The organism is Sphingobacterium sp. NPDC055431, assembly GCF_053644255.1.
In genome coordinates this window covers 1-20,967 of the sequence record NZ_JBSHLH010000017.1, presented here as the reverse complement: position 1 = coordinate 20,967, position 20,967 = coordinate 1, and the positions used below count along the sequence as shown (strand labels likewise).

The window sequence follows — 20,967 nt, the reverse complement described above, 5'->3', positions numbered from 1 at the left end:
TTTACATCCTAAATACAATTAATGCCCTAAAAATTGGTTTATTTATTAAACACATAAAAATCATGCTAAGTAAAATTATCAAGGAAGAAACTAAAGGGTCTCACCAAAGGCTAGAAGCTAAAATGGTTAGAATAATCAAAAAAATTAAAACTGAAGCTGAATATGCGACCTTTTTAAAAAATTTCTACGCTTATTTCCATGCCGTAGAACAAGAAACCGGAAAATTCATTAACACCGAAATATTACCTGACAAAGCCTTGCGCAGAGATTCTTCCTATATTCTAGCGGACATCCAAAGCCTTGGGTTCGATTTAAGCAGCCTACCTCCAGCAGAAGCGCCCAAAGTTGAAAATACATTGCAGGCATTAAGTTCATTCTATGTATTAGAAGGATCGATCATGGGCGGCCCATATATCGTTCAAATGTTAAAGAAAAATGGCGTCACAAAAGGCTTTTCATTTTTCGAAGGCTATGGGGATCAAAGTGAAGAAATGTGGAAAAAATACACTGATGCATTGAACAAATTTGCTTCAGACCCTTCTCAAGAAAAGTCAGCAATTGATATTGCCAACCAAACATTTGATAATTTTGAGGAAGTTTTTATGGCTGAAATAGAAAAATAGCGAATAAATAGAACAGTCTTAGAACAGGTATTTTTGGTATATTTATTTTTACATCTTTATCTTCTAACCATGTAAACAATTTACCCATGGAACTCTTCAAAACTTTAAAAAGAGAAGACCTCAAAAGACTATTCGATAATTTTTATCAGTATAGAGATAAAGTCTTACAATTTAGGGACTATACAAACCAAGTCATTGAAGTCCCTAAAGCTGACCCTGATACTTTCAGAAAAGTTTCGGGATTTTTTGCTGACAAAAACCATGTCTATCGAGAATGCCTACAAGATGATTCCCCTGCAAATACCATTGTTAATGCCTACGGACACCGAATGAACAACCCCGAAGCAAAATGGCAGATTGTAATAGTGGATGGCCTGGACGGTAAGTCATTTAATTATATCCAAGATAAATACGACACCGTTTATTGGAAAGATAAAAACGGAATATACATCAGAAAAGATGGAAACCTGAATGCACTAGTAAATGTGGACCCTAAATCTTTTCAATATCTTAATTTTCTGTATGGAAAGGACGATCGACATATCTATTATGAAGACCAGATCCTTCCAATCGACGTTGATGATTATTCCCTGGATCAATGGGGTTTTATTAAAGATCAATTCCGAATTTTTCATTACGATTTCGAGATTGGATTAGACCCCCAATCATTTGAAGTGGAATACTATAACCTCATCAAACAGCCCATCATACTATTGGACAAAAATGGAAAATATGAATACACTCGCTCTATCCAAAATGATTCAAAAATTATAAAGCAAGAAAGTTAATCGACTAAATCCATTAGAATGGCTAAATTCGCAACTCTATAAACAAAGCAAAAAATGAGCGATCCAAATTCTAGAAGCAACATCAAACCGGGTATCTTGGTTAATATTATCCTAAAAAAAGACCAAAGATCTGGAAATCTCACCGAAGGAATTGTGAAAGATATCCTTACTTCTGCTCCCTACCATAGCCGGGGAATCAAAGTTAGGCTCACTGATGGCCAGATTGGTAGAGTCGCTGAAATTATCGACGAAGACTAAATAGCGCTTTCTAACAACAACGTGACAATTAAATTCGTTTAGCCAACTTTTATTGGTTATGTTTGCCTCTTTTTGGCACAAAGACCGGTGATTTATTTATTCTCGCCAGCCTTTCCTATAGAATAAAGAGCATCATGATCGCAGATTTAGAAGATAAAAAGATAAAAGAAATCTACAGAACCTCTATTATCCAACAGACCGCTTATTGGTCTGAAGTCAAGAAAATGCAAGGGGTTCAAAGCGTAGCCTATAACTTTAAGGTAAAGTCATCCGATTTGTTCAATCATCCAGCTGATGACACCTATATCATTGGCGACCTGCTGATCATCATTCAGCACCTTGATGCCGATCACTGTATTGCCTATGTTCCTTATGGCCCTGAAATTGAACCAGAGGCTGAAAACCAAGGCTATTTCCTGGAACAACTTTCCGAAAGCCTCAGAAGTTATCTTCCCCCATCCTGTATCATGATCCGATATGACCTATCATGGGAATCCTTATGGGCAAAAGAAGGTGATTGCTATGACATTCATGGAAACTGGATCGGTGTTCCAGAAAAAAGAATTCAAGAACTAAGGTTTAACTTCAATACTGAAAATTGGAATCTCCGTAAAGCTAATACAGATATTCTCCCTTCCAATACGATCTTCATGGATCTCAAAAAAAATGAAGAAGATATCTTGGCTAACATGAAGTCCAAGACCCGTTATAATATCAATCTCTCAAAAAGAAAAGGTGTAGAAATCCGATCCTTAGGCATAGAAAACCTAGATGTTTGGTATGAACTTTATCGCCAAACAGCGCAGAGAAACAACTTCTTCCTGCATGACATCAACTATTTTAAGGTGGTTTTAAGCGCTCGGGCAAATGATACCCAATCACCTGCGCAGGTATTTCTCTTGGTCGCTCAAGTAGATGAACAACCTCTTGCAGCCATGTTTTTAGTCCTTGCGGGCAATAGAGGAACTTACCTCTACGGTGCTTCTGCTACCGAAAACAGAAATTATATGGCCACTTATGCACTGCAATGGAAAGCAATGCAGTTAGCTAAAGAAAATGGCTGTACTGAATATGACTTCTTTGGAATATCCCCGCAAGCGGATGAATCACATCCTATGTATGGATTATATCGATTCAAATCAGGTTTTGGCGGACAAGTGTATCACCGGATGGGTTGTTGGGACTACCCTCTGAATAAAGAAAAATACAACTATTATGCTTCCATGGAATTTCAAAACCAAAGCTATCACCTCAACTAAAAAAATAAAATTGGCAGTCCAATGAAGGACTGCCAATCTCATTTTAATTATTCTTTCAATTATCTAAATACAAATCTTTTTACTTTAGCGTCTTTTTTAACATCTCGGTTGGCATAAAACCATTGCTTTAAGATATCAAGCAACAAACCTAAGTATTTGATCAGTATCATGACTTTCCCAGGAAACTTGATTGATGATGACCTCACCATCAATAGGATTTGGGATAATGCCTCTAAAATTAATTTCATTCATTTTCCAATTTTGCTCTGAGGATCAATCATATTTAAACTCCTGTAAGCGGTTAACAATTTTGATTCTTCCCGACCCCATCCTTATCTTTTCTACCAAAACGGGATACCAAGTTTTATAGGCCAAGGCAGATTGAATAATCATAAAATCTTGACCTTCCTTCCTGAAATAACTTCCCATTAACGGACAGCCTTTAGTATCAGTATGATAATTTCCGACATGGAAAAACACGAGTGAAAAGTCAGGAATTTTTCGGATCTCCAGCATACCTTGGTGACGTCTGCCAAATTTAGGCGCATATTGACTGTTCATCGCTGCCGTGCTATTTAGCTCAAGTGGATAATTCCCTTCAGGAATACAGGTTCTTCCGAAAACTTTTGAAGACCTGATCTTATCCTCCAAAATATAACATGCAAACAAACCGTCGATATAGAGATGAGATAAAGTACTATTTTCAGCACTGTACACTCTGACCAACTCGATCATTAGACAATAAATTCTTTTACAAATTGACTTTCAGAAATCCTTTTGGTCTTCTTATCAATAGAATACACCCATATTGCCAGTTTATCGCCTTTCTCAAATAGATTCATTGAAATTTCTGCAGTTGATATTTTTCGAGTACCTAATGACAGGTGATGGAAGTGCTTTTTATGCTCATTAAAAATGACCCCTCTAATCTCAACTTCCGCTAATGGAACCAAATACTTCGACTCTGGAGCCCATGTCAGCAAAATAGACTGATCTGTCTGTTTTCCGCTTAAATCAATGATCTGTTCTACGGTCCCTTTGCTGATAATAATTTTTGAGTAATCCAATTTGATTTCAGGTAAATTCCCTTGTACAGCATTCCTTAAAATATGACTGGACAAAAGGTTCGCCGATGTCATGTACCTGATTTTTTCATCCTCATAATTTTCCTTCAAAAAATCTCGCAATGGATTTACAAAACTCATGACTAAGCTAAATTTAGCCTGTTGGTTCAACATCTTTTCTGAAGGTACTCTTTTGACCTTTTTTGGAAGTGAGCGGATATATTCTATCCCCCTCCAACTTCCACCAACTACTGAACCTACTTTTCCTGAAAAACTTCCTAAAATTCCGTTTGAAATAATTGCCATTTTTTTAATTTTTAAAATTTAACCATTCGATTGCATGCAATGCTGTTTTGATATCGACAGCTAAACTCTAGTTTTCTTTGCCCATAAATACATGTTGAAATAGTTTGGCACTGTTTGAAACGATATGGAACAATATGGAACAGAAAACAACTCAATGAGAGGAGCCTAAAAAACAAACTATGAATTTTGTTTAGTATAAATTTTTATATTAGACTTAACTAATTAACATTTATGGACATTCAAGTTTCCCAAGCTTTTCAATCCCGGGTTAAAAAAACTCTTTTTTCAATTTTCGTATTTATTTTAGTCTACTGCATCCTTTTGCTAACTGCGATAGCAATCACGGCTTCTTTCTCTTATTTCGGAATCTGGACGATTGTGAATTATCCTAATTTCTTGACGATCACACTCGGATTAGGTTTGATTGCAGCAGGGTTTATGATCTTGTTTTTCTTGATCAAATTTATTTTCGCAACGAATAAGACCGACACCAGTGAGTTCATCGAAGTCACCCAAGAAGAACAACCTGAATTGTTTGCCATGATCCATCAATTAGTAAATGAAATAAAAACTGACTTCCCTCAAAAGGTCTTTTTGACTTACAACGTTAATGCTTCCGTATTTTATAATTCTAGCTTTTGGAGTATGTTTTTTCCAGTTAGAAAAAACCTACAGATTGGCGTGGGATTAATAAATTCATTGACCAACCAAGAATTGAGGGCTATCCTAGCCCATGAATTCGGCCATTTTTCGCAACGAAGCATGAAGGTCGGTAGCTATGTATATAATGTGAACAATGTTATTTTCAACATGCTCTACAACAATGAATCCTTGAGAAAGATGCATGAAAACATTGCCGGTTTGAGCTCCTATCTTGCCTTACCATTATATATTTCCATTTTCTCCATAAATGGAATCCAAAAGATCCTCCAGAAACTCTATGACTATATCAACATAAATTATCTTGCCCTTTCCAGGGAAATGGAATTTCATGCTGATGAAATTGCGGCCAATGTGGCTGGATCAAAGGCCATGGCAGATAGTTTACAAAGATTGAGCTTCGCAAATCATTCCTTGGAAAGCGTCATTTCTTTTTATGAAAAGAACCATAACCAAAACTGGTTGCCCAAAGACATCTATGAAAACCAACAGGTGGTTAATTTATTTCTTGCTAAAAAGAACAATTACGAAATCAACAATGGCTTCCCCATGGTACCTTTGGATGCTGAGTCAAAATACAATAAATCTAAATTGAATATAGAAAACCAATGGCAGTCGCATCCATCAACTCAAGACCGCATCAGGGCCATTGCAAAAATGGATATTCAGGTTGATTACAACAATCAATCTCCTGCTATCGAGATACTCAAGAATAAGGATAACTTATTCCAAAAAATAAAAAACCATCTATTTGTCAACCTCAATCACCAAGGCCCCATTAAACAGTTAGATACTCTGGAATTCCAGCAAAACTTTGTGAAGGATTTTGAGAAAAATGATTTTGATGAAATGTATAATGACTTTTATTTCTTCATCAATCCGATAATTGAAGATTTCTCCAAGCTGGATTACCATGCTGAGCCAATTTCAATCTCTGAACTATTTTCCGATCATAATCGAGACCTTTCCTTTGACCTTAATTCCTTATTGAATGATAAACAGACCTTAACTGATATCAAAAACAAAACCTATAAGATCAAATCATTTGATTATGATGGGGTAAAATATAAAAGCTCGGATACTAATCAAATCCTCAAATCCGTAGAAATTGAAATTCAAGCTAAACAGGCACAGATAAATGAAATAAACACAAAATCATTTGAAACCTTCTATAGTCTTGCGGATAACGATTTGACCAAAAGCCAATTAAAGAAGAAATATGAAGTGATGAAGGAAATGGAAGCATGCTTTGAGAATCGCATCCAATTCTATTACGACCTGACCCAAAGGTATGCCTTTGTTTATGAACAGATTGAGTATTCTGAAATTATCAGTCATTTAATGAAAAACAAATCCCTGGAAACGAGATTAAAGACCGAAATCTCAACGCTCCTTAGCAATTCAGATTTGACCGTAGAACTCGCAAAGGATACATTGGATGGCTTGACCAGATTTGTCAATAACGACTTGGTATATTTTGAAGGATCAGCCTATCACGACGACAACTTAAATCTATTATTCACGGCTATCCATCAATACTACTACATGACCTTTAGGGCTTACTTCCTCCATAAGTACAACCTACTTAATTTTCAGAAGGACATCTATAGAGCTTCATAAAAAAAGAGTGACTGATGCAGTCACTCTTTCTTCTTTCATCCAAATATGATTATTCGTAGCCAGGATTCTGTTGTAAGTTATTATTACCTGCAATAGCTTCATTCGGAACAGGAAATCTGTTTAAATGAGCAGAATTGCTGGCCACATGATCCCACCATTTCTCCGTAGTAAAGGCTTTCCAGCGAACTAAATCAGTCCTTCTTCTTCCTTCACCTAGAAACTCAATGCTCCACTCGTCCAGCAAGCGGTATTTGTCAAGGTTAGCAACCGTCACAGGATTAGGATCCTTTCCACCTTCAAAATTACGCTTACGCACTTGGTTGATCAGATTTGCCGCCTCTGCAGCATTCCCTGCACGGAAATTACATTCGGCAAGCATGTAATAAACCTCTGCCAAACGAATGATAGGCATATCTGCGCCCCATCTCAAGGTATTGTCGTTCAGATTTGGAATCGGAACTTTAACCAAACGAACTCCCGTATTTTCTTCTCCCTCTGACATTTTAGATGGTAATTGACTGACACTCGAATATTTCTTGCCTGCTCCTACTTCAGTAAACCTTCCTACCTGATCCACAAAATTCAATGGCTTATCCTTATACTCCTCTCCTCCAACGATTGCTTTTCCATCTGGAGTCAAGTGTGGACCTATAATGAACATACCTTCATAATTTCCACTTCCATTGTATTTGTATGGCTTCTTTCTGAAATCGCCAGCTGAATATTTCTCATATGGAGCACCTAACTTAAAGTCAGTGGTATACAAACTTCCGTCTGGCTTGCGCGATGGTGTCAAGTGGGCACCATTGTTCGCCCCCATATCTTGGTTGAAATACTGACGGGTGTTATAATGATAAAAATCAGCATAGAACCAACTATATTCCAGTTTTTTGAATTCCGAGGGCATAGACCATAGGATTTCTGGCGATTTATCATTGGTAAAGGTATGCGGACCATTCCATTGCGTATCTAAGGAATAACTGCCATATTGATTATTGATGATGGCCTGGGCCAAGGTTTTCGCTTCATTGTACATCGGTTTATTGATATACGACTCCGCATTGAAATAAAGCTGTGCCAGCATGGCAGCAACCGCTCCCTTGGTAATGGCACCGTCTTCCTGCTCACCAGCCTTTTTAGCTGGAATGTTTTCCAAAGCTGCTTTCAACAATTTTTCAATATGGTTGAACAGTTCCACATCGGTATTTCGTGGTAAAGCCTCGCCTTCAAGTGATTCGAAAATTGGCATCCCTCCGAAATAATCCAAACCCCGTAAATAGAAATAGGCAATCAAGGCATCCAATTGACTCAAATGCGATGCTTTAATTTCATCGGTCAGTGCAAATTGCGTATAATCTAACTTCTCTAAATCGCTTTTCGCATCCAATGCCAAAGCTACACCCATTAGTGTGCCTCTCCAGCTACCCCAAATCCATCCATCATCCGGTGTCCAACGATGATAGTGAAATCTTTCATTCTCACCCCCATTATACCAGTGCCTACCTTTGGTGGTAATGGCAAAATTATCTGCTGTATATTCTTGCAAGCGCCAACGGTCTTCCCCCATATACCATTTAGCATGGGTAAACGGGCGAAATAAGGCCGCTTGAATATCTTTCTCACTCTTAAAAAAGGTCTCTGGTGTTACCGAGCTGTAAAACTCTTGATCAAGCTTGGTACAACTGTTTGTTGTCAACAAACCAAAACCTGCACATAGAAATATTATATATTTTTTCATGGTCGTTTTCATTAAAAATTAAGTTGTAAGCCCATCATAAAGGTTCTTGTCTTTGGATAAACATTCCTTTCCTCAAAGCCTGGATCCAATCCATTGATGTTCACCTCAGGATCCAATCCGCTGTATTTGGTGAATACAAAAAGATCTCTTCCAGTTGCATAAACTCTCAAGCTCTTAAATGGCTTTATCATTTCCCTGTTGAACGTGTAACCAATATTGATTGCATCCACTTTCAAGAAAGTCCCTTTTTCCAACCAGTAATCAGATAGTTCTTTTTCACCCTTGATATCCTTATGTTTTTCATAAGCCTCATCCAATACATTCTGTCCCTTTACATTTGGTAAGCTGTAGTACATATTGATCATATTGAAAACATCATGACCGATCCAGCTTCTCATATAAATATTGGCATCCCAATTTTTATAGGTAAACTCATTGTTCCATGACAACTGAATGGTAGGAATCGCTTGTCCAACAAATTTCTTATCACCTACAGTTTTGTTCTTGTCGCGTACGTCGAAGGCATTACCGTCCTTATCGTATAACATCCAATAGCCATCATCGGTAAATCCAGCAAACTGCCATAAGAAGAACCTTCCGATTTCCTCTCCTGGATACAACCTAACAGCAGATCCCGGAGAACCTGGAGCTGGGAATCCCTTACGATCAGAAAACGTCTGGCTTCCCCATAGTGAATTTAATTTACTCGTATTGTGCGAAGCAACAACTGAAGTTCTGTAACTGAAATTCTCTTTTTGAACAGCATTGTAATTCAACTCAAATTCAAAACCGTTATTCTCCATACTACCCACGTTCATCGTTGTTTTATCGTGGATCGCCGGAGGTTGCGAAACAGAAATATCATAGATCAGGTCATCAATCTTACGTTTATAGATATCAAATCGACCACTCAACTTATTGTTCAGGATGGTAAAGTCCATTCCTAAGTTGTATTCTTTTTTCACTTCCCATTTAATGCCAGGGTTCTGGTTATGTTTCACCCCATAGGTACGGAACCATTGTCCGTTTTGCAAGAACCAAGTATCCGCTGAGTACATCCGTGTTGATACCTCGGCACCGAAACCCTCATTTCCTGTCTCACCGTATCCCGCTCTGAATTTTAAGTCATCAATAAAGGTGACATCTTTCATAAACGGTTCCTGAGACATTCTCCAGCCTAAGGATAGACCTGGGAAGAATCCCCAACGGTTTTCTGGAGCAAACTTCGAAGAGCCCTCATATCGAGCAGTAGCTGTCACAATATATCGGTCTAGATAGGAATAATTAACACGTCCAAAGAAGGCAGCCAATTTCACCCATGGATTTCTCCATGAACCCATTCCAGCACGCCCATCCGGCAAAAACGAACCTGTCCCCATGTCGTTTTCTTTGATACCATCAACTGGAAAATCAGAGTTATTCATATCAAAGCCGCGGCCATTGAAATCTTGATAACTATAACCTCCAACGGCATTGACCGAATGTTCTTCCCAACGTCTGGTATAATTTACCGTCCATTCAAAAACACGATCCAAATTACGTTGGAATGCCTGACTTGCATATCCATCGATTCCGTCCTGTCTAGATAAGCGATGTTGTGCCGAACGGAAGAAACTTCCATGCTCTGAATTACTTTTGATACCAACGGTAGCACTGGTGCTTAAATAGTCAGTAAGATTCAATTTCAAGGTTGAGTTCGCTAATAGGTAGCGATATTGCCTTCTATCATCTCTTAACATAACTTCAGCAACTGGATTCCAATAATCATAACCTCCGACCAAAACATTATAGCCGGTCAGGTCATTAGCATTGTATGGCGTTTCGGTTGGATTTAATACCATGGCCATATTGAAGATGTCATTATTGGTAAAATCGGCATCTACTTGGTTATAACTGGCATTGGTTGACAATTCTGCAAATCCATCAAAAAACCTGAAATTGGTATTGACACGACCGCCGATCTCCCCTCTTTTAGATCCAAGTGCAATACCCTTGGCATCTCTTTTTACGAAAGTGGCATAGACGTTGGCATCTTCCGAACCTCCACTGACATTCAGCACTTGACGGTGACTGAAAGGGTTCTTATTGGTGACTTCATCATACCAATCGGTTCTATGGCCTAGGTCGTCTCCAAGGCCAACTTCCACAAATTTCTCTGGTGATAAAACTTGTGGTCGCTTCCGAACCGTTTCCATAAAGTACTCGGATGTAAAGTTTACAGTTGGTTTTCCGATCTGTGGCCTTTTGGTGGTGATCAAGATGACACCCCCGGATGCACGTGTACCGTAAATGGCAGCTGCGGATGCATCTCGAAGTACCGAAATGGATTCGATGTCTTCTTTGGCAACCGAGTTCACATCACCTCCTGGTACCCCATCAATTACCACCAATGGACCTTGTGAGGCGTTAACGGAGTTTACTCCGCGCAATTGTACACTGACCGATGAGTTCGGATCGCTACCGTTGTTTGATGAAACATTCAGGCCTGCAACCTTGCCCTGCATCGAAAGTAACGGCGAAACTGTACCTGGAACAAAATCTTTGGGCTTGATGGTAGTTACGGCACTGGTCAGTTCCTTTTTGTCCAAGGAACCATAACCAACCACCACCACTTCATCCAGTCCTTGCGCATCTTCTGATAAGACTACATTTACTGAATTCCCTGTTACAGGAACATCCTGGTTTAAAAAGCCGATCATGGTGACCGTCAAGGTCGATCCTGCTGGCACATCCGACAATTCAAAATTCCCGTTGACATCCGTCTGGGTCTTAATTCTGCTTCCTTTCAAGGTGATTGTCGCACCGGAAAGGGCCTCCCCCTTTGAGTCTTTGACCGTTCCCGTGATTTTTTGCTGAGGGGCCGTATAGACTGCCGGACTCGCAAATAATGGAGAAATGGGAACCATACTAAGGGAGCCACTGAACAATAGAATCTTTGTCAGGGTCCTAAAATAACTCTTCTGTTTTTTCATTAGTTAAGTAGGTTTTGTTAGAAATCTAGGTTTACTGTAACTCAAAATAGAAAAAAAACAACACTTAACAAATTTTGCAGGAAATTAAATATTACTAGGAAAAGTCAAGCCAGTATAAGTATAACTATTCTTACAAAACCTTTCCTATTACTTCAGAAATCACACATTTTCCTTAATTTTAGTAGATGGTTAATAAGTTTTACAATGACAGCCCAATACAAGTTCCTCGCTTTGAGGAGTCGAAAGGATTTTATACCAGTAAGAAGCGAAGTAAGATAATGTCTAAGATCAAAGGCAAAAACTCAAAACCCGAACTTATATTGCGCAAAGCACTTTGGAATAAAAACATCCGATACCGAATCCATCAAAAGAAACTTCCGGGAAGCCCAGATATCGTCATCCACCGATACAAATTAGCCATCTTTGTCGATGGTGAATTTTGGCATGGCTATGATTGGGAAAATGTAAAATCGAAAATAAAGAGCAACCAAGCTTTTTGGATTCCAAAAATCGAAAGAAATATGCAAAAGGATTTCTTCAACAACAAGGCCTTGCGTGATCTAGGCTATACGGTATTCAGGTTCTGGTCCCATGAAGTAATTAAGGATCTGAAAAAAGTCCTGAACCAAATCGATCTGTTTATTGAAACCAGAAGCCTTTACCCTTAATTCAATGGCTTTCAAAATCAGTTTATTCCCTATCTATTAAGGCCAATTTCTTATTCATCTTTTCCAGCATAAAAATTCCGATAACCCATAAATTTTCCTACCTTTAAGAGAGAGGCAAATTGACGTTACCTTAGTTCATTTCCCCTTACCATTATCATTTTATAAACTATTTATCCCGTCACATATATGAAGGATTCTGCAGGTCGTAAATTTAAAGAAGCTATTCAATCTGAAACCCCTTTACAGGTCGTAGGCGCTATTAATGCTAACCATGCATTATTGGCGGAACAATCTGGATTTAAAGCCATTTACCTATCCGGTGGTGGCGTAGCAGCTGGTTCATTAGGAATCCCTGATCTCGGGATCACCACGTTAGAGGATGTCCTGATCGATGTGCAGCGGATCACCAACGTCTGCTCGCTGCCCTTATTGGTAGATATCGACACTGGCTTTGGGCCCTCGGCATTCAACATCGCCAGAACGATCAAATCCTTGGAAAAAGCAGGTGCCGCCGGTATCCACATGGAAGACCAGGTCGGTGCAAAACGATGTGGCCATAGACCCGGCAAGGAACTGGTCTCTACTGAAGAGATGGTTGATAGGATCAAGGCTGCAGTGCATGCACGGACAGATCCTGATTTTCAAATTGGAGCAAGGACAGATGCCATTGCCTCCGAGGGGTTGGACAAGGCCTTGGAACGTGCCGTTGCCTATCAAATTGCTGGGGCTGATTTCATTTTTGCAGAAGCCGTGACCAAATTGGAGGATTATCTACGATTCGCTGAAGCTACAGGCCTACCGATCCTAGCCAACATAACAGAATTTGGAAAAACAGACTTATACACTGTTCAGCAATTAAAGGATGTGCGCGTCTCCATCGTCCTGTATCCGCTATCAGCATTTCGTGCGGCCAACAAAGCTGCCCTGAATGTCTACCAGCATATCAGAAAGGATGGTTCCCAAGCGCAAGTTATCGACAGCATGCAAACTCGGGAAGAACTTTATCAAAGTATCGACTATTATCGGTATGAAAACGAACTAGACCAATTGTTTAAAAACAAATAATATGAAAGAAGCAAATGAATCAGGTTTCAAACCTAAAAAAAGCGTTGCCCTTTCGGGTGTTCCTGCTGGAAATACAAGCCTTTGTACCGTCGGTAAAAGCGGAAATGACCTTCATTATAGAGGTTACGACATCTTGGACCTTGCAGAAAAAGCTAGCTTTGAAGAAGTAGCTTACCTGTTGATCCATGAACATCTTCCAACTCAAAAAGAACTGGATTCTTACCAGCAAAAACTGATCAAGGACCGTGGGCTTCCACAGCAATTAAAAGAGGTACTGAAATTGATCCCAGAATTTGCGCATCCCATGGATTTACTCCGGACTTCGGTTTCGGTTTTTGGCAATCTTGAGCCCGAGCCCCTCCAGCACGAGGTGGAAACAACCAGAAATATTATCGATCGATTAATGGCAAGCATGGGTTCTGCCCTACTATACTGGTACCATTACAGTCATAATCAAAAGGAAATCAATGTAAAAACAGATGATGCGACAATCGGTGGCCATTTCCTTCATCTATTGCACGGAAAAAAACCAAGTGATTCTTGGGTAGAGGCCATGCAGGTTTCCCTAAACCTCTATGCTGAGCATGAATTCAATGCATCGACTTTTACCGCTAGGGTCATTGCCGGTACAGGTTCTGATATCTATTCCTGTATCGCTGGGGCAATTGGTGCGCTACGTGGTCCAAAACATGGCGGCGCAAATGAGGTAGCCTATGAAATCCAGGAACGGTATGCCAACGCTGACGAAGCCGAAGCCGATATCAAAAAGAGATTGGCGAATAAAGAAGTCATCATCGGCTTTGGACACCCTGTCTATACCATCGCCGATCCAAGAAATCAAGTCATAAAGAAAATTGCAAAAAAACTCTCCGAAGAAAGTGGAGATATGCGTCTATTCGATATCGCCGAGCGGATAGAAACCGTAATGTGGGATGAAAAACGTATGTTCCCGAATCTGGACTGGTTTTCTGCGGTGGCCTACCATATAATGGGAATCCCTACCGATATGTTCACGCCTCTGTTTGTCATGTCCAGGATTTCGGGATGGGGCGCCCATGTGATTGAACAGCGCCAAGACGGTAAAATCATTAGGCCTAGCGCCAATTATACAGGCCCGGAAAATAGAGAATTTATTCCCATAGCAGAAAGAAAAAATTAATACAAAAACACTTATATATTAGAATGTCATCACATATTCCAAACAACAGACCAAATCCTGACCAGGTTTTGGTTGATATTGCAGATTATATCCTTGATTTTAAAATCAATAGTGATTTAGCTTTAAAAACAGCTCACTATTGTTTCCTTGACACTATAGGCTGTGGCTTTGAAGCTCTAACCTATCCCGCTTGCACAAAATTAATGGGTCCCATTGTTCCCGGAACGGTAGTTCCAAATGGTGCTAAGGTCCCAGGGACACCTTTTCAATTAGACCCTATCCAAGCCGCATTCAATATTGGCGCCATGGTCCGTTGGCTAGATTTCAATGACACCTGGTTAGCCGCAGAATGGGGACACCCTTCAGATAACTTGGGCGGAATCCTCGCCGTTGCCGATTGGATTTCCAGAAACAGGGTTGCTGCCGGCAAAAAACCTTTGATCATGTTGGACGTTTTGGAATCCATGATCATGGCCCATGAAGTTCAAGGCGTCCTGGCATTGGAAAACTCCTTTAATAAGGTTGGGCTTGATCACGTTATCTTGGTAAAGGTGGCTTCAACAGCCGTGGTGAGCAAACTATTGGGATTAAACAAAGAGGAACTGATCAATGCGCTTTCCCTTGCCTTTGTAGATGGACAGTCACTCAGGACCTATAGACATGCACCTAATACGGGTAGCCGTAAATCTTGGGCGGCTGGAGATGCAACTTCCAGAGCAGTTCGCTTGGCTTTGATTGCCCAAAAAGGTGAAATGGGATATCCTTCCGTATTGACCGCTCCGGTGTGGGGATTTTATGATGTCTCCTTTAAAGGAAATGCATTTAAATTCCAACGCCCATACGGAACTTATGTTATGGAAAACGTCCTTTTCAAGATTTCATTCCCAGCTGAGTTCCACTCTCAAACTGCCGTGGAGGCAGCGATGACCTTGCATCAGCAATTAAAAGATGCCGGAAAATCATCCGATGATATCAAGAGTATCAAAATCAGGACTCACGAAGCAGCCATCCGGATCATAGATAAAAAAGGTCCACTACATAATCCTGCGGATCGTGACCATGCTATCCAATATATGGTGGCCGTTCCTTTAATCTTTGGTCGACTGACAGCTGCTGACTACGAAGATAATGTTGCTGTAGATCTTAGGATCGATGCCCTTAGGGAAAAAATAACCTGTTTCGAGGATCCTCAATTCAGCAAAGATTACCACGATCCTGAAAAAAGATCAATCGCTAACGCCTTGACCGTTGAGTTGAATGACGGAAGGATATTGGAAGAGGTGGTAGTGGAATATCCTATTGGTCACCGTAGACGCCGTGATGAAGGAATCCCGAAACTGATCGAAAAGTATAAAATCAATCTTGCAAGGGTCTTCGCAGAAAAACAACAGAAAACAATTCTTGAAAACACCCTGGATTACGATAAGATTAAAGATATCCCTGTCCATGAATTAGTGGATTTAATGGTATAAATAAAGAAGCGGCTGAACAGGCCGCTTTTTTTGAACCAGGATGGGAAGGATTAGAGGATAGACCAAGATTTGGGTTTTGAACCAGGATGAGAGGATAGACCAAGATCGTGGAATTGAACATAGCTTTCTAGACCAAATTTAAGCACCTTTTCGTGGGGGGCGTATTACATACGCCTGCCACTTACATACTTTAGATAAATTCAGATTTCTGACGAAGCCACCCATGTTCTAGTCAATAGACCACCTAATATAATTCTGCCCATCCATGGGCAGTTGTCCGCCAAAAGAAAAATTCATCAGGAAAAACACAGATTTAACAGACGTGTCATTGGCACAAAGGAAGGATCTCGGAATTTTACAGACTTAATCAATGACGCATAACATTGGCGTACAGCTCCTTAACCTTCGGTTAAGGATGACAAGCAGTTTGTGAGGAGAACCGTACAGATTCCTCACTGACCGTTCAGAATCACAATGCGCTAAAGAGGGATTCAGAGTGAAACGAAGAATCTATTTTTTATTTTATTTAGAGAAGTGTGTCATTTCGAAATCGTAAGATGAGAAAACCATTTCAAGTGAAGTATGGATAGTTCCGAGACCCTTCGGCGAGCCCTCAGGGTGACACAGAAAGGGTATGGAAAAATATCTCACCCACTCTGGGGTTCACCCTTTCAAACATTCAGGTTCCACAAAGATCCACCCCCTGGAGGTTTTACAATACAGAAATAATCCTTCCGAAGGAAGCCCTTTAGCCCCCGGATCATTTCCAATGGCGGAAAAATGGAAAGAATGCCGTTGCCCTGCGCGATGGGATTGGCCTTGGAATGCTTTCAGAAGATCATCCCATCAAAAGGGATGATCTTTTGAAAGATATTCCCGACAACAAGGCATTCTTTTCATGTGCGGATGTACGTGCGAAAAGCCATCTTAAATGAGCCGAAGCCTTTTGGTTACTTTTGGGCTTCAAAAGTAACAATAGAATTGTTATCCATCAGCTCCTTCTTCGGTTTGGATAATTTTCCACGAAAAAGTAACAAAGAAGGTGAATTGCAATCTTAATAATCACCATTGGCTGAGTCTTTCAGAAGGATGACTATAAAACAAAATTGGGCTTATCTTCATAAGCCCAATCCTACTATCTTTATCTGAAAGTTTTCTGAACAGCCTCCTATTCATCTACCCAATTAGATTCAAATCCATCATAGAACTGGAATCCTTCGTCTCTCAATTTGATCAATGAATCTGGAATTTCCCATTCATCACCATACTGTCCAAAGTTCTCGCAGATCTTGATGAATTCATCCAATCCGATCATATCGATATATCCAAATACGCCTCCGGTCTGGACCGGATATCCTAATCCCATGACCGAACCTAGATCACCGTCAATCGGGCTAAATAAAATCCCTTCCTCTAAACAGCGGTAACTGTCCAAGGCTAAGACGGCCAATAATCGATCTTGGATATCCTTTGCCGAGATTTGGCTATCGAGATCCTTTAACTCTGGATCGGCATAGTATTTTTTCGGCTTATTATCGGGGTAATCATAGAATCCACGACTAGATTTCCTGCCAGTTCTCCCTTTCTTGATCATTCTTTGCAGGTAGTTATAAACTCTTTTCTGGCTGAAGCTCATATCAGGAAGTTGCTCATATACATGCACCATCAATGGCAAGGATACCTCATCCAAAACCGCTAATGGCCCAACGCCAAAACCCGCGTTTTTTGCAGCTTCTTCAATTCTTTCCGTAGGAACACCTTCCAACAACATGGTGATTCCTTCTAAAAGGTAATAGAAAAATATCCGCGAGGTAAAGAATGCAGGCCCATCATTCACCACAATGGGTATCTTTTTCAATTTGCCAACAAAACTCAAAGCTTTGTCCAATGTTTCCTCCGAAGTCTCCTTGCCGCGGATAACCTCTACCAGGGCCATTCGGTCAACGGGCGAAAAAAAGTGCAGTCCTATAAATCGACTTGGATCATCAAATGATTTAGATAATTTACTGATGGGAAGCGAAGTTGTATTGGAAGCAAACAAACCGCTCTGCGCTAGAAACCGCTTGCTTTCATTGATGACTTCCGCTTTTAACCGTTTATCTTCAAAGACCGCTTCAACAATGATTTCAGCACCATCTAAATCCTCTAATTGATCCGTAGGAAGAATTCGTTCCAAAATCTTAGGCTTATCATCCTCCTTCATTTTATTTAATTCGATCAGCTTGTTGCACAGCTTTTCGGAATAGGCTCTTCCCCTTTCTGCGTTTTGCAGATCAACATCCTTTAGGATCACGTCAATCCCTGCTTTTGCAACCTCATACGCAATCCCCGATCCCATCATCCCGGCCCCAATGACAGCGACCTTATTGATCTCTTCCTCCTCAACCTCCTTGCACATGGCAATTGCATCCTCTACGGCATAATGGAAGGTCCTTACCCTTGCCAATGTTTCCTTTGCGGTCAATAGTCCTAAATAAGCCAAGTGTTCCTTGGTCAATAAGTCTTTAAAACTCTGTCCTTCCGAGTTCTGGATCAAACTCAACAACACCTCTGTCATCAACAAAGGCTTCATCGATTTGGCATTTAATTGCTGTATAGCTGCTGACAACTGATCAGGATCTACCTTCCATTTAAATTTATCCTCACTGTTGAAGGTTGAATTTTCCTGAAGCCAAGCTTGGACCTGTTCCCAAGAACTGATCCTGTCTTGAAGCAGACCTGCTTTTTCGGCTTCCTCAGGTTTTATCATCCGACCCGAGTTCAACAGGTCAAAAACCAACTCTGCATCCACAAGCCCTAAAAGCTTTGTGAAGCTTCCGTTTCCGGTCAGCATACCAAAGGCGCCTTCCGGAAATCCCATCTTGGCTTTAGGACCGATCCCAATTCGTTGATCAAACAGCAACAAAAAAGCTGCTGCCAAGCCTGTACAAGCTTTATCAAATAATACAACTGTAGGTTTGTCGATTTCAGAAAGTTCGATGATCATTTCATCGATATGCTCTAACTTTGTCAGAAAGCCTTCCTTTCCGGCCGTATAGATCAATTCTTCATAGTCTGCATCCCTAAACTTTCCTTCCAAGATCAATTGTAGACTGGTACAATCACTTTTTTTAAGGACAGAAAGCAGTAGTTCGATACAGAACTTAAATTCATCCAATGAAAGATCATGTGGGCGCGATCTTACGTTGATCCATCTCAATTGATAGACCCCATCAGCATTTTTACTGACACTGATTTGCTCTTTGATTCTCTCCTTAATTTTACTCATTATCCTCTTATTTACATCGGTTATTTAACGTTTTTCATAATCCACTTCATCAATGAATATCTTTGACAGAATTTCAAGCATAATTTCGGAGGTTCCGCCAATGATCGTTCCTACGCGAACATCTCGGTATAACCTGGAAATTTTATAGTCTTCTGTAAAGCCATAGCCTCCAAACAACTGCAAACATTCCCCCACAACCTTGATGGCCAGCTCACTGCATTGCAGTTTTGCAATGGAACATTCCTTTACGGCATATTTTTTTTGATTCTCCAGGTCACAGCAGTGGTAGACAAAGCTTTTTAACACTTCAATATCAGCCATCATCTGCGACACCCTATGACGAATAACTTGAAAATCCTTCAATTGTTTGTTAAAAGCAGACCTTTCTTTGAGATACTGTAGGGTATAATCGACTGCAGATTCCGCGGTTGCCAGACTATGTATGGCAGCGGTCAAACGCTCCAGCTGCAATCCCCCCATCAAATATTTAAATCCCTTACCCAACTCGCCAATCAAATGGTCTTTAGGAACCTTTACATTATCAAAAGCAAGTTCTGCTGTATCGGAAGCATGCCATCCCAATTTCTGAATTTTATTGGTTGTTAAACCTTCAGATTCCCGATCAATTAACAACAAGCTGATTCCGGAAGATCCAGCTTTAGGATCTGTTTTTACCACAGTGATATAAAAATCACCGTAATAGCCATTGGTGATAAAGGTCTTGGAACCATTGACCAAGTAATAATCACCCTCATCAGTCGCTGTAGTTTTTATATTTTGCACATCGGAACCTGCTCCAGGTTCTGTAATGGCGATAGCACTGATTAATTCTCCTGTAATCACCTTATTGAGGTATTTTTCTTTCAGAAATGCTGAGCCATATTTTAATAGATAAGGTGCAGACATATATTCAGTAACTAGGACTGAAATGGTAAATCCGCCAGAAAAGCAATGGGAAAGTTCTTCACAAAAAATAAGGGAGTAATAAAAATCAAGGTCCAAGCCGCCATATTCCTCAGGGAAATTTAAGCCTAAATAACCCATCTCACCCATTTTTCGCCAGATGGCTTTATCAATTTTACCTTCACTCTCCCATTGATCAATATGAGGAAGGATCTCTTTTTTAATAAATGAACGTAAACTCTCCCTGAAAAACTGGTGCTCAGGGCTGATTGGTGTCAAAAACATATAAGTTTATTTGGTTTTGCAGAGCATCTATTTAAACAGAAATAAATTATTGCTCCTTTAGGGATAAATTTAGGAAATATTGGTCAATTTCCCATAAATTATCCGTTAAAACAAAAGGCATCAGTCAGCTGGCAAATCCCACCCTAAATAAGAGGATTTTTATTTACCCTGGTTCAAAACAAGCAGAAGACCAGGACTAATGGAGAGGTTGCCCTATCTGCCGATGCCTAAAAGGGTTGAATGATTATTCAAAATAATTTCCCGAGATTTCTTTGACTTTCTCGTCAAATATTTCTTCTGGACAGTGTATCAATTGTCTCAAGGCAAATAACTGATAGAAACTTGGTTCATCAAGAATATTTAAGAAAAGAAACATCTCCTTTAGGATCAATCTTTCCTTTTCGTCTGAACACGAAGACAAAATTTCCAATAAAGTTAATTTGATCTCGTTTAAACTGAGTTTATAATGGTTCAATCCACCGCCTAAACTCCAAAATCCTTGATCGATAATGTCCTTATATTTAATGCGATCAAATAAATCGACAATCTGCGACCGTTGCTCAACACTCAAGTTCTCCAAGTTTTTTGATGTGGTAAAACAATTCGCAGCGACATCCTGTAGTTTCCTTTCAAGATCCTGCCCTTCCAAGGTGTTGTTTGGTATTTCCATATTAAAATAATTAAGATATTTCAAAAGCTTACTACTCCTCCCCAATCATGTTCGTAATCGCTCCTAGTCAATAAACTATTCAACCGAATCGTATGTACATATACAGTTCAGTTCACTGCGATTAGCACTTTTAATCAGCAATAAATTTTAACTACTACCCAAAGGAATTACCTCTGCAAAAGTAACTAT

Annotated in this window: 17 protein-coding genes; 9 read left to right on the top strand and 8 right to left on the bottom strand. The window is 39.9% G+C overall.

What is annotated here, in order from left to right; translation table 11 throughout:
* Positions 1–62 precede the first annotated feature (62 nt).
* The 4 genes from ACWIB3_RS14345 to ACWIB3_RS14330 all read left to right on the top strand — a co-directional run bounded on the left by ACWIB3_RS14345 (position 63) and on the right by ACWIB3_RS14330 (position 2,928).
* Complete coding sequence (locus ACWIB3_RS14345; protein WP_454291935.1) at positions 63–623, top strand: biliverdin-producing heme oxygenase; 561 nt, start codon at positions 63–65, stop codon at positions 621–623.
* Positions 624–709: 86 nt separating this feature from the next.
* Positions 710–1,411: a DKNYY domain-containing protein gene (locus tag ACWIB3_RS14340; RefSeq protein ID WP_313259771.1), complete on the top strand. Its 702-nt coding sequence runs from the start codon at positions 710–712 to the stop codon at positions 1,409–1,411.
* A gap of 54 nt (positions 1,412–1,465) precedes the next feature.
* Positions 1,466–1,669 (top strand): YwbE family protein, encoded by a 204-nt coding sequence (locus ACWIB3_RS14335; RefSeq protein ID WP_093097338.1) that lies wholly within the window; start codon positions 1,466–1,468, stop codon positions 1,667–1,669.
* Between the two features lie 134 nt (positions 1,670–1,803).
* Positions 1,804–2,928 (top strand): lipid II:glycine glycyltransferase FemX, encoded by a 1,125-nt coding sequence (locus tag ACWIB3_RS14330; RefSeq protein ID WP_454291934.1) that lies wholly within the window; start codon positions 1,804–1,806, stop codon positions 2,926–2,928.
* A gap of 59 nt (positions 2,929–2,987) precedes the next feature.
* Here ACWIB3_RS14330 and ACWIB3_RS14325 read toward each other — a convergent pair whose 3' ends face one another.
* From ACWIB3_RS14325 to ACWIB3_RS14315, 3 genes are read right to left on the bottom strand one after another with little or no spacing between them, the layout of a single operon-like run.
* Complete coding sequence (locus ACWIB3_RS14325) at positions 2,988–3,176, bottom strand: hypothetical protein (protein ID WP_185212565.1); 189 nt, start codon at positions 3,174–3,176, stop codon at positions 2,988–2,990.
* Between the two features lie 25 nt (positions 3,177–3,201).
* Positions 3,202–3,663: a DUF5675 family protein gene (locus ACWIB3_RS14320; protein ID WP_185212566.1), complete on the bottom strand. Its 462-nt coding sequence runs from the start codon at positions 3,661–3,663 to the stop codon at positions 3,202–3,204.
* A complete protein-coding gene (locus ACWIB3_RS14315; protein ID WP_185212567.1) occupies positions 3,663–4,298 on the bottom strand; it encodes a DUF6266 family protein in 636 nt (211 codons plus the stop codon). The genes ACWIB3_RS14320 and ACWIB3_RS14315 overlap by 1 nt, the downstream gene beginning before the upstream one ends.
* A gap of 321 nt (positions 4,299–4,619) precedes the next feature.
* Here ACWIB3_RS14315 and ACWIB3_RS14310 point away from each other — a divergent pair, with 321 nt between their 5' ends.
* A complete protein-coding gene (locus ACWIB3_RS14310; RefSeq protein WP_454291933.1) occupies positions 4,620–6,578 on the top strand; it encodes a M48 family metalloprotease in 1,959 nt (652 codons plus the stop codon).
* Between the two features lie 49 nt (positions 6,579–6,627).
* Here the strand turns inward: ACWIB3_RS14310 and ACWIB3_RS14305 are convergent, their stop codons facing one another.
* Positions 6,628–8,316: a RagB/SusD family nutrient uptake outer membrane protein gene (locus ACWIB3_RS14305; protein WP_254527645.1), complete on the bottom strand. Its 1,689-nt coding sequence runs from the start codon at positions 8,314–8,316 to the stop codon at positions 6,628–6,630.
* Positions 8,317–8,327: 11 nt separating this feature from the next.
* A complete protein-coding gene (locus ACWIB3_RS14300) occupies positions 8,328–11,288 on the bottom strand; it encodes a SusC/RagA family TonB-linked outer membrane protein (protein ID WP_185216796.1) in 2,961 nt (986 codons plus the stop codon).
* Positions 11,289–11,473: 185 nt separating this feature from the next.
* Here ACWIB3_RS14300 and ACWIB3_RS14295 point away from each other — a divergent pair, with 185 nt between their 5' ends.
* From ACWIB3_RS14295 to ACWIB3_RS14280, 4 genes are all read left to right on the top strand, one after another.
* Entirely contained in the window at positions 11,474–11,956 is a 483-nt protein-coding gene (locus tag ACWIB3_RS14295; RefSeq protein WP_185212571.1) for a very short patch repair endonuclease, read from the top strand.
* A gap of 186 nt (positions 11,957–12,142) precedes the next feature.
* Entirely contained in the window at positions 12,143–13,021 is an 879-nt protein-coding gene (gene prpB / locus ACWIB3_RS14290) for a methylisocitrate lyase (protein ID WP_185212572.1), read from the top strand.
* A gap of 1 nt (position 13,022) precedes the next feature.
* Complete coding sequence (gene prpC / locus ACWIB3_RS14285) at positions 13,023–14,180, top strand: bifunctional 2-methylcitrate synthase/citrate synthase (RefSeq protein WP_185212573.1); 1,158 nt, start codon at positions 13,023–13,025, stop codon at positions 14,178–14,180.
* Positions 14,181–14,203: 23 nt separating this feature from the next.
* On the top strand, positions 14,204–15,652 hold the full coding sequence (locus tag ACWIB3_RS14280; RefSeq protein ID WP_454291932.1) for a bifunctional 2-methylcitrate dehydratase/aconitate hydratase: 1,449 nt from the start codon (positions 14,204–14,206) through the stop codon (positions 15,650–15,652).
* A gap of 1,168 nt (positions 15,653–16,820) precedes the next feature.
* Here the strand turns inward: ACWIB3_RS14280 and ACWIB3_RS14275 are convergent.
* From ACWIB3_RS14275 to ACWIB3_RS14265, 3 genes are all read right to left on the bottom strand, one after another.
* Positions 16,821–18,920 (bottom strand): 3-hydroxyacyl-CoA dehydrogenase NAD-binding domain-containing protein, encoded by a 2,100-nt coding sequence (locus tag ACWIB3_RS14275; protein WP_454291931.1) that lies wholly within the window; start codon positions 18,918–18,920, stop codon positions 16,821–16,823.
* A 24-nt stretch (positions 18,921–18,944) separates the two neighbouring features.
* Positions 18,945–20,108, bottom strand: a complete 1,164-nt coding sequence (locus tag ACWIB3_RS14270; protein ID WP_454291930.1) for an acyl-CoA dehydrogenase family protein — start codon at positions 20,106–20,108, stop codon at positions 18,945–18,947.
* A gap of 244 nt (positions 20,109–20,352) precedes the next feature.
* Positions 20,353–20,778 (bottom strand): hypothetical protein, encoded by a 426-nt coding sequence (locus ACWIB3_RS14265; RefSeq protein WP_185212577.1) that lies wholly within the window; start codon positions 20,776–20,778, stop codon positions 20,353–20,355.
* Positions 20,779–20,967: the final 189 nt, after the last annotated feature.

Excerpts from the sequence above, each read along its gene's own strand:
- ACWIB3_RS14345 (WP_454291935.1), top strand. The coding sequence starts at position 63 with ATGCTAAGTAAAATTATCAAGGAAGAAACTAAAGGGTCTCACCAAAGG.
- ACWIB3_RS14340 (WP_313259771.1), top strand. The coding sequence starts at position 710 with ATGGAACTCTTCAAAACTTTAAAAAGAGAAGACCTCAAAAGACTATTC.
- ACWIB3_RS14335 (WP_093097338.1), top strand. The coding sequence starts at position 1,466 with ATGAGCGATCCAAATTCTAGAAGCAACATCAAACCGGGTATCTTGGTT.
- ACWIB3_RS14330 (WP_454291934.1), top strand. The coding sequence starts at position 1,804 with ATGATCGCAGATTTAGAAGATAAAAAGATAAAAGAAATCTACAGAACC.
- ACWIB3_RS14325 (WP_185212565.1), bottom strand. The coding sequence starts at position 3,176 with ATGAAATTAATTTTAGAGGCATTATCCCAAATCCTATTGATGGTGAGG.
- ACWIB3_RS14320 (WP_185212566.1), bottom strand. The coding sequence starts at position 3,663 with ATGATCGAGTTGGTCAGAGTGTACAGTGCTGAAAATAGTACTTTATCT.
- ACWIB3_RS14315 (WP_185212567.1), bottom strand. The coding sequence starts at position 4,298 with ATGGCAATTATTTCAAACGGAATTTTAGGAAGTTTTTCAGGAAAAGTA.
- ACWIB3_RS14305 (WP_254527645.1), bottom strand. The coding sequence starts at position 8,316 with ATGAAAAAATATATAATATTTCTATGTGCAGGTTTTGGTTTGTTGACA.
- ACWIB3_RS14300 (WP_185216796.1), bottom strand. The coding sequence starts at position 11,288 with ATGAAAAAACAGAAGAGTTATTTTAGGACCCTGACAAAGATTCTATTG.
- ACWIB3_RS14295 (WP_185212571.1), top strand. The coding sequence starts at position 11,474 with ATGGTTAATAAGTTTTACAATGACAGCCCAATACAAGTTCCTCGCTTT.
- prpB (WP_185212572.1), top strand. The coding sequence starts at position 12,143 with ATGAAGGATTCTGCAGGTCGTAAATTTAAAGAAGCTATTCAATCTGAA.
- prpC (WP_185212573.1), top strand. The coding sequence starts at position 13,023 with ATGAAAGAAGCAAATGAATCAGGTTTCAAACCTAAAAAAAGCGTTGCC.
- ACWIB3_RS14280 (WP_454291932.1), top strand. The coding sequence starts at position 14,204 with ATGTCATCACATATTCCAAACAACAGACCAAATCCTGACCAGGTTTTG.
- ACWIB3_RS14275 (WP_454291931.1), bottom strand. The coding sequence starts at position 18,920 with ATGAGTAAAATTAAGGAGAGAATCAAAGAGCAAATCAGTGTCAGTAAA.
- ACWIB3_RS14270 (WP_454291930.1), bottom strand. The coding sequence starts at position 20,108 with ATGTTTTTGACACCAATCAGCCCTGAGCACCAGTTTTTCAGGGAGAGT.
- ACWIB3_RS14265 (WP_185212577.1), bottom strand. The coding sequence starts at position 20,778 with ATGGAAATACCAAACAACACCTTGGAAGGGCAGGATCTTGAAAGGAAA.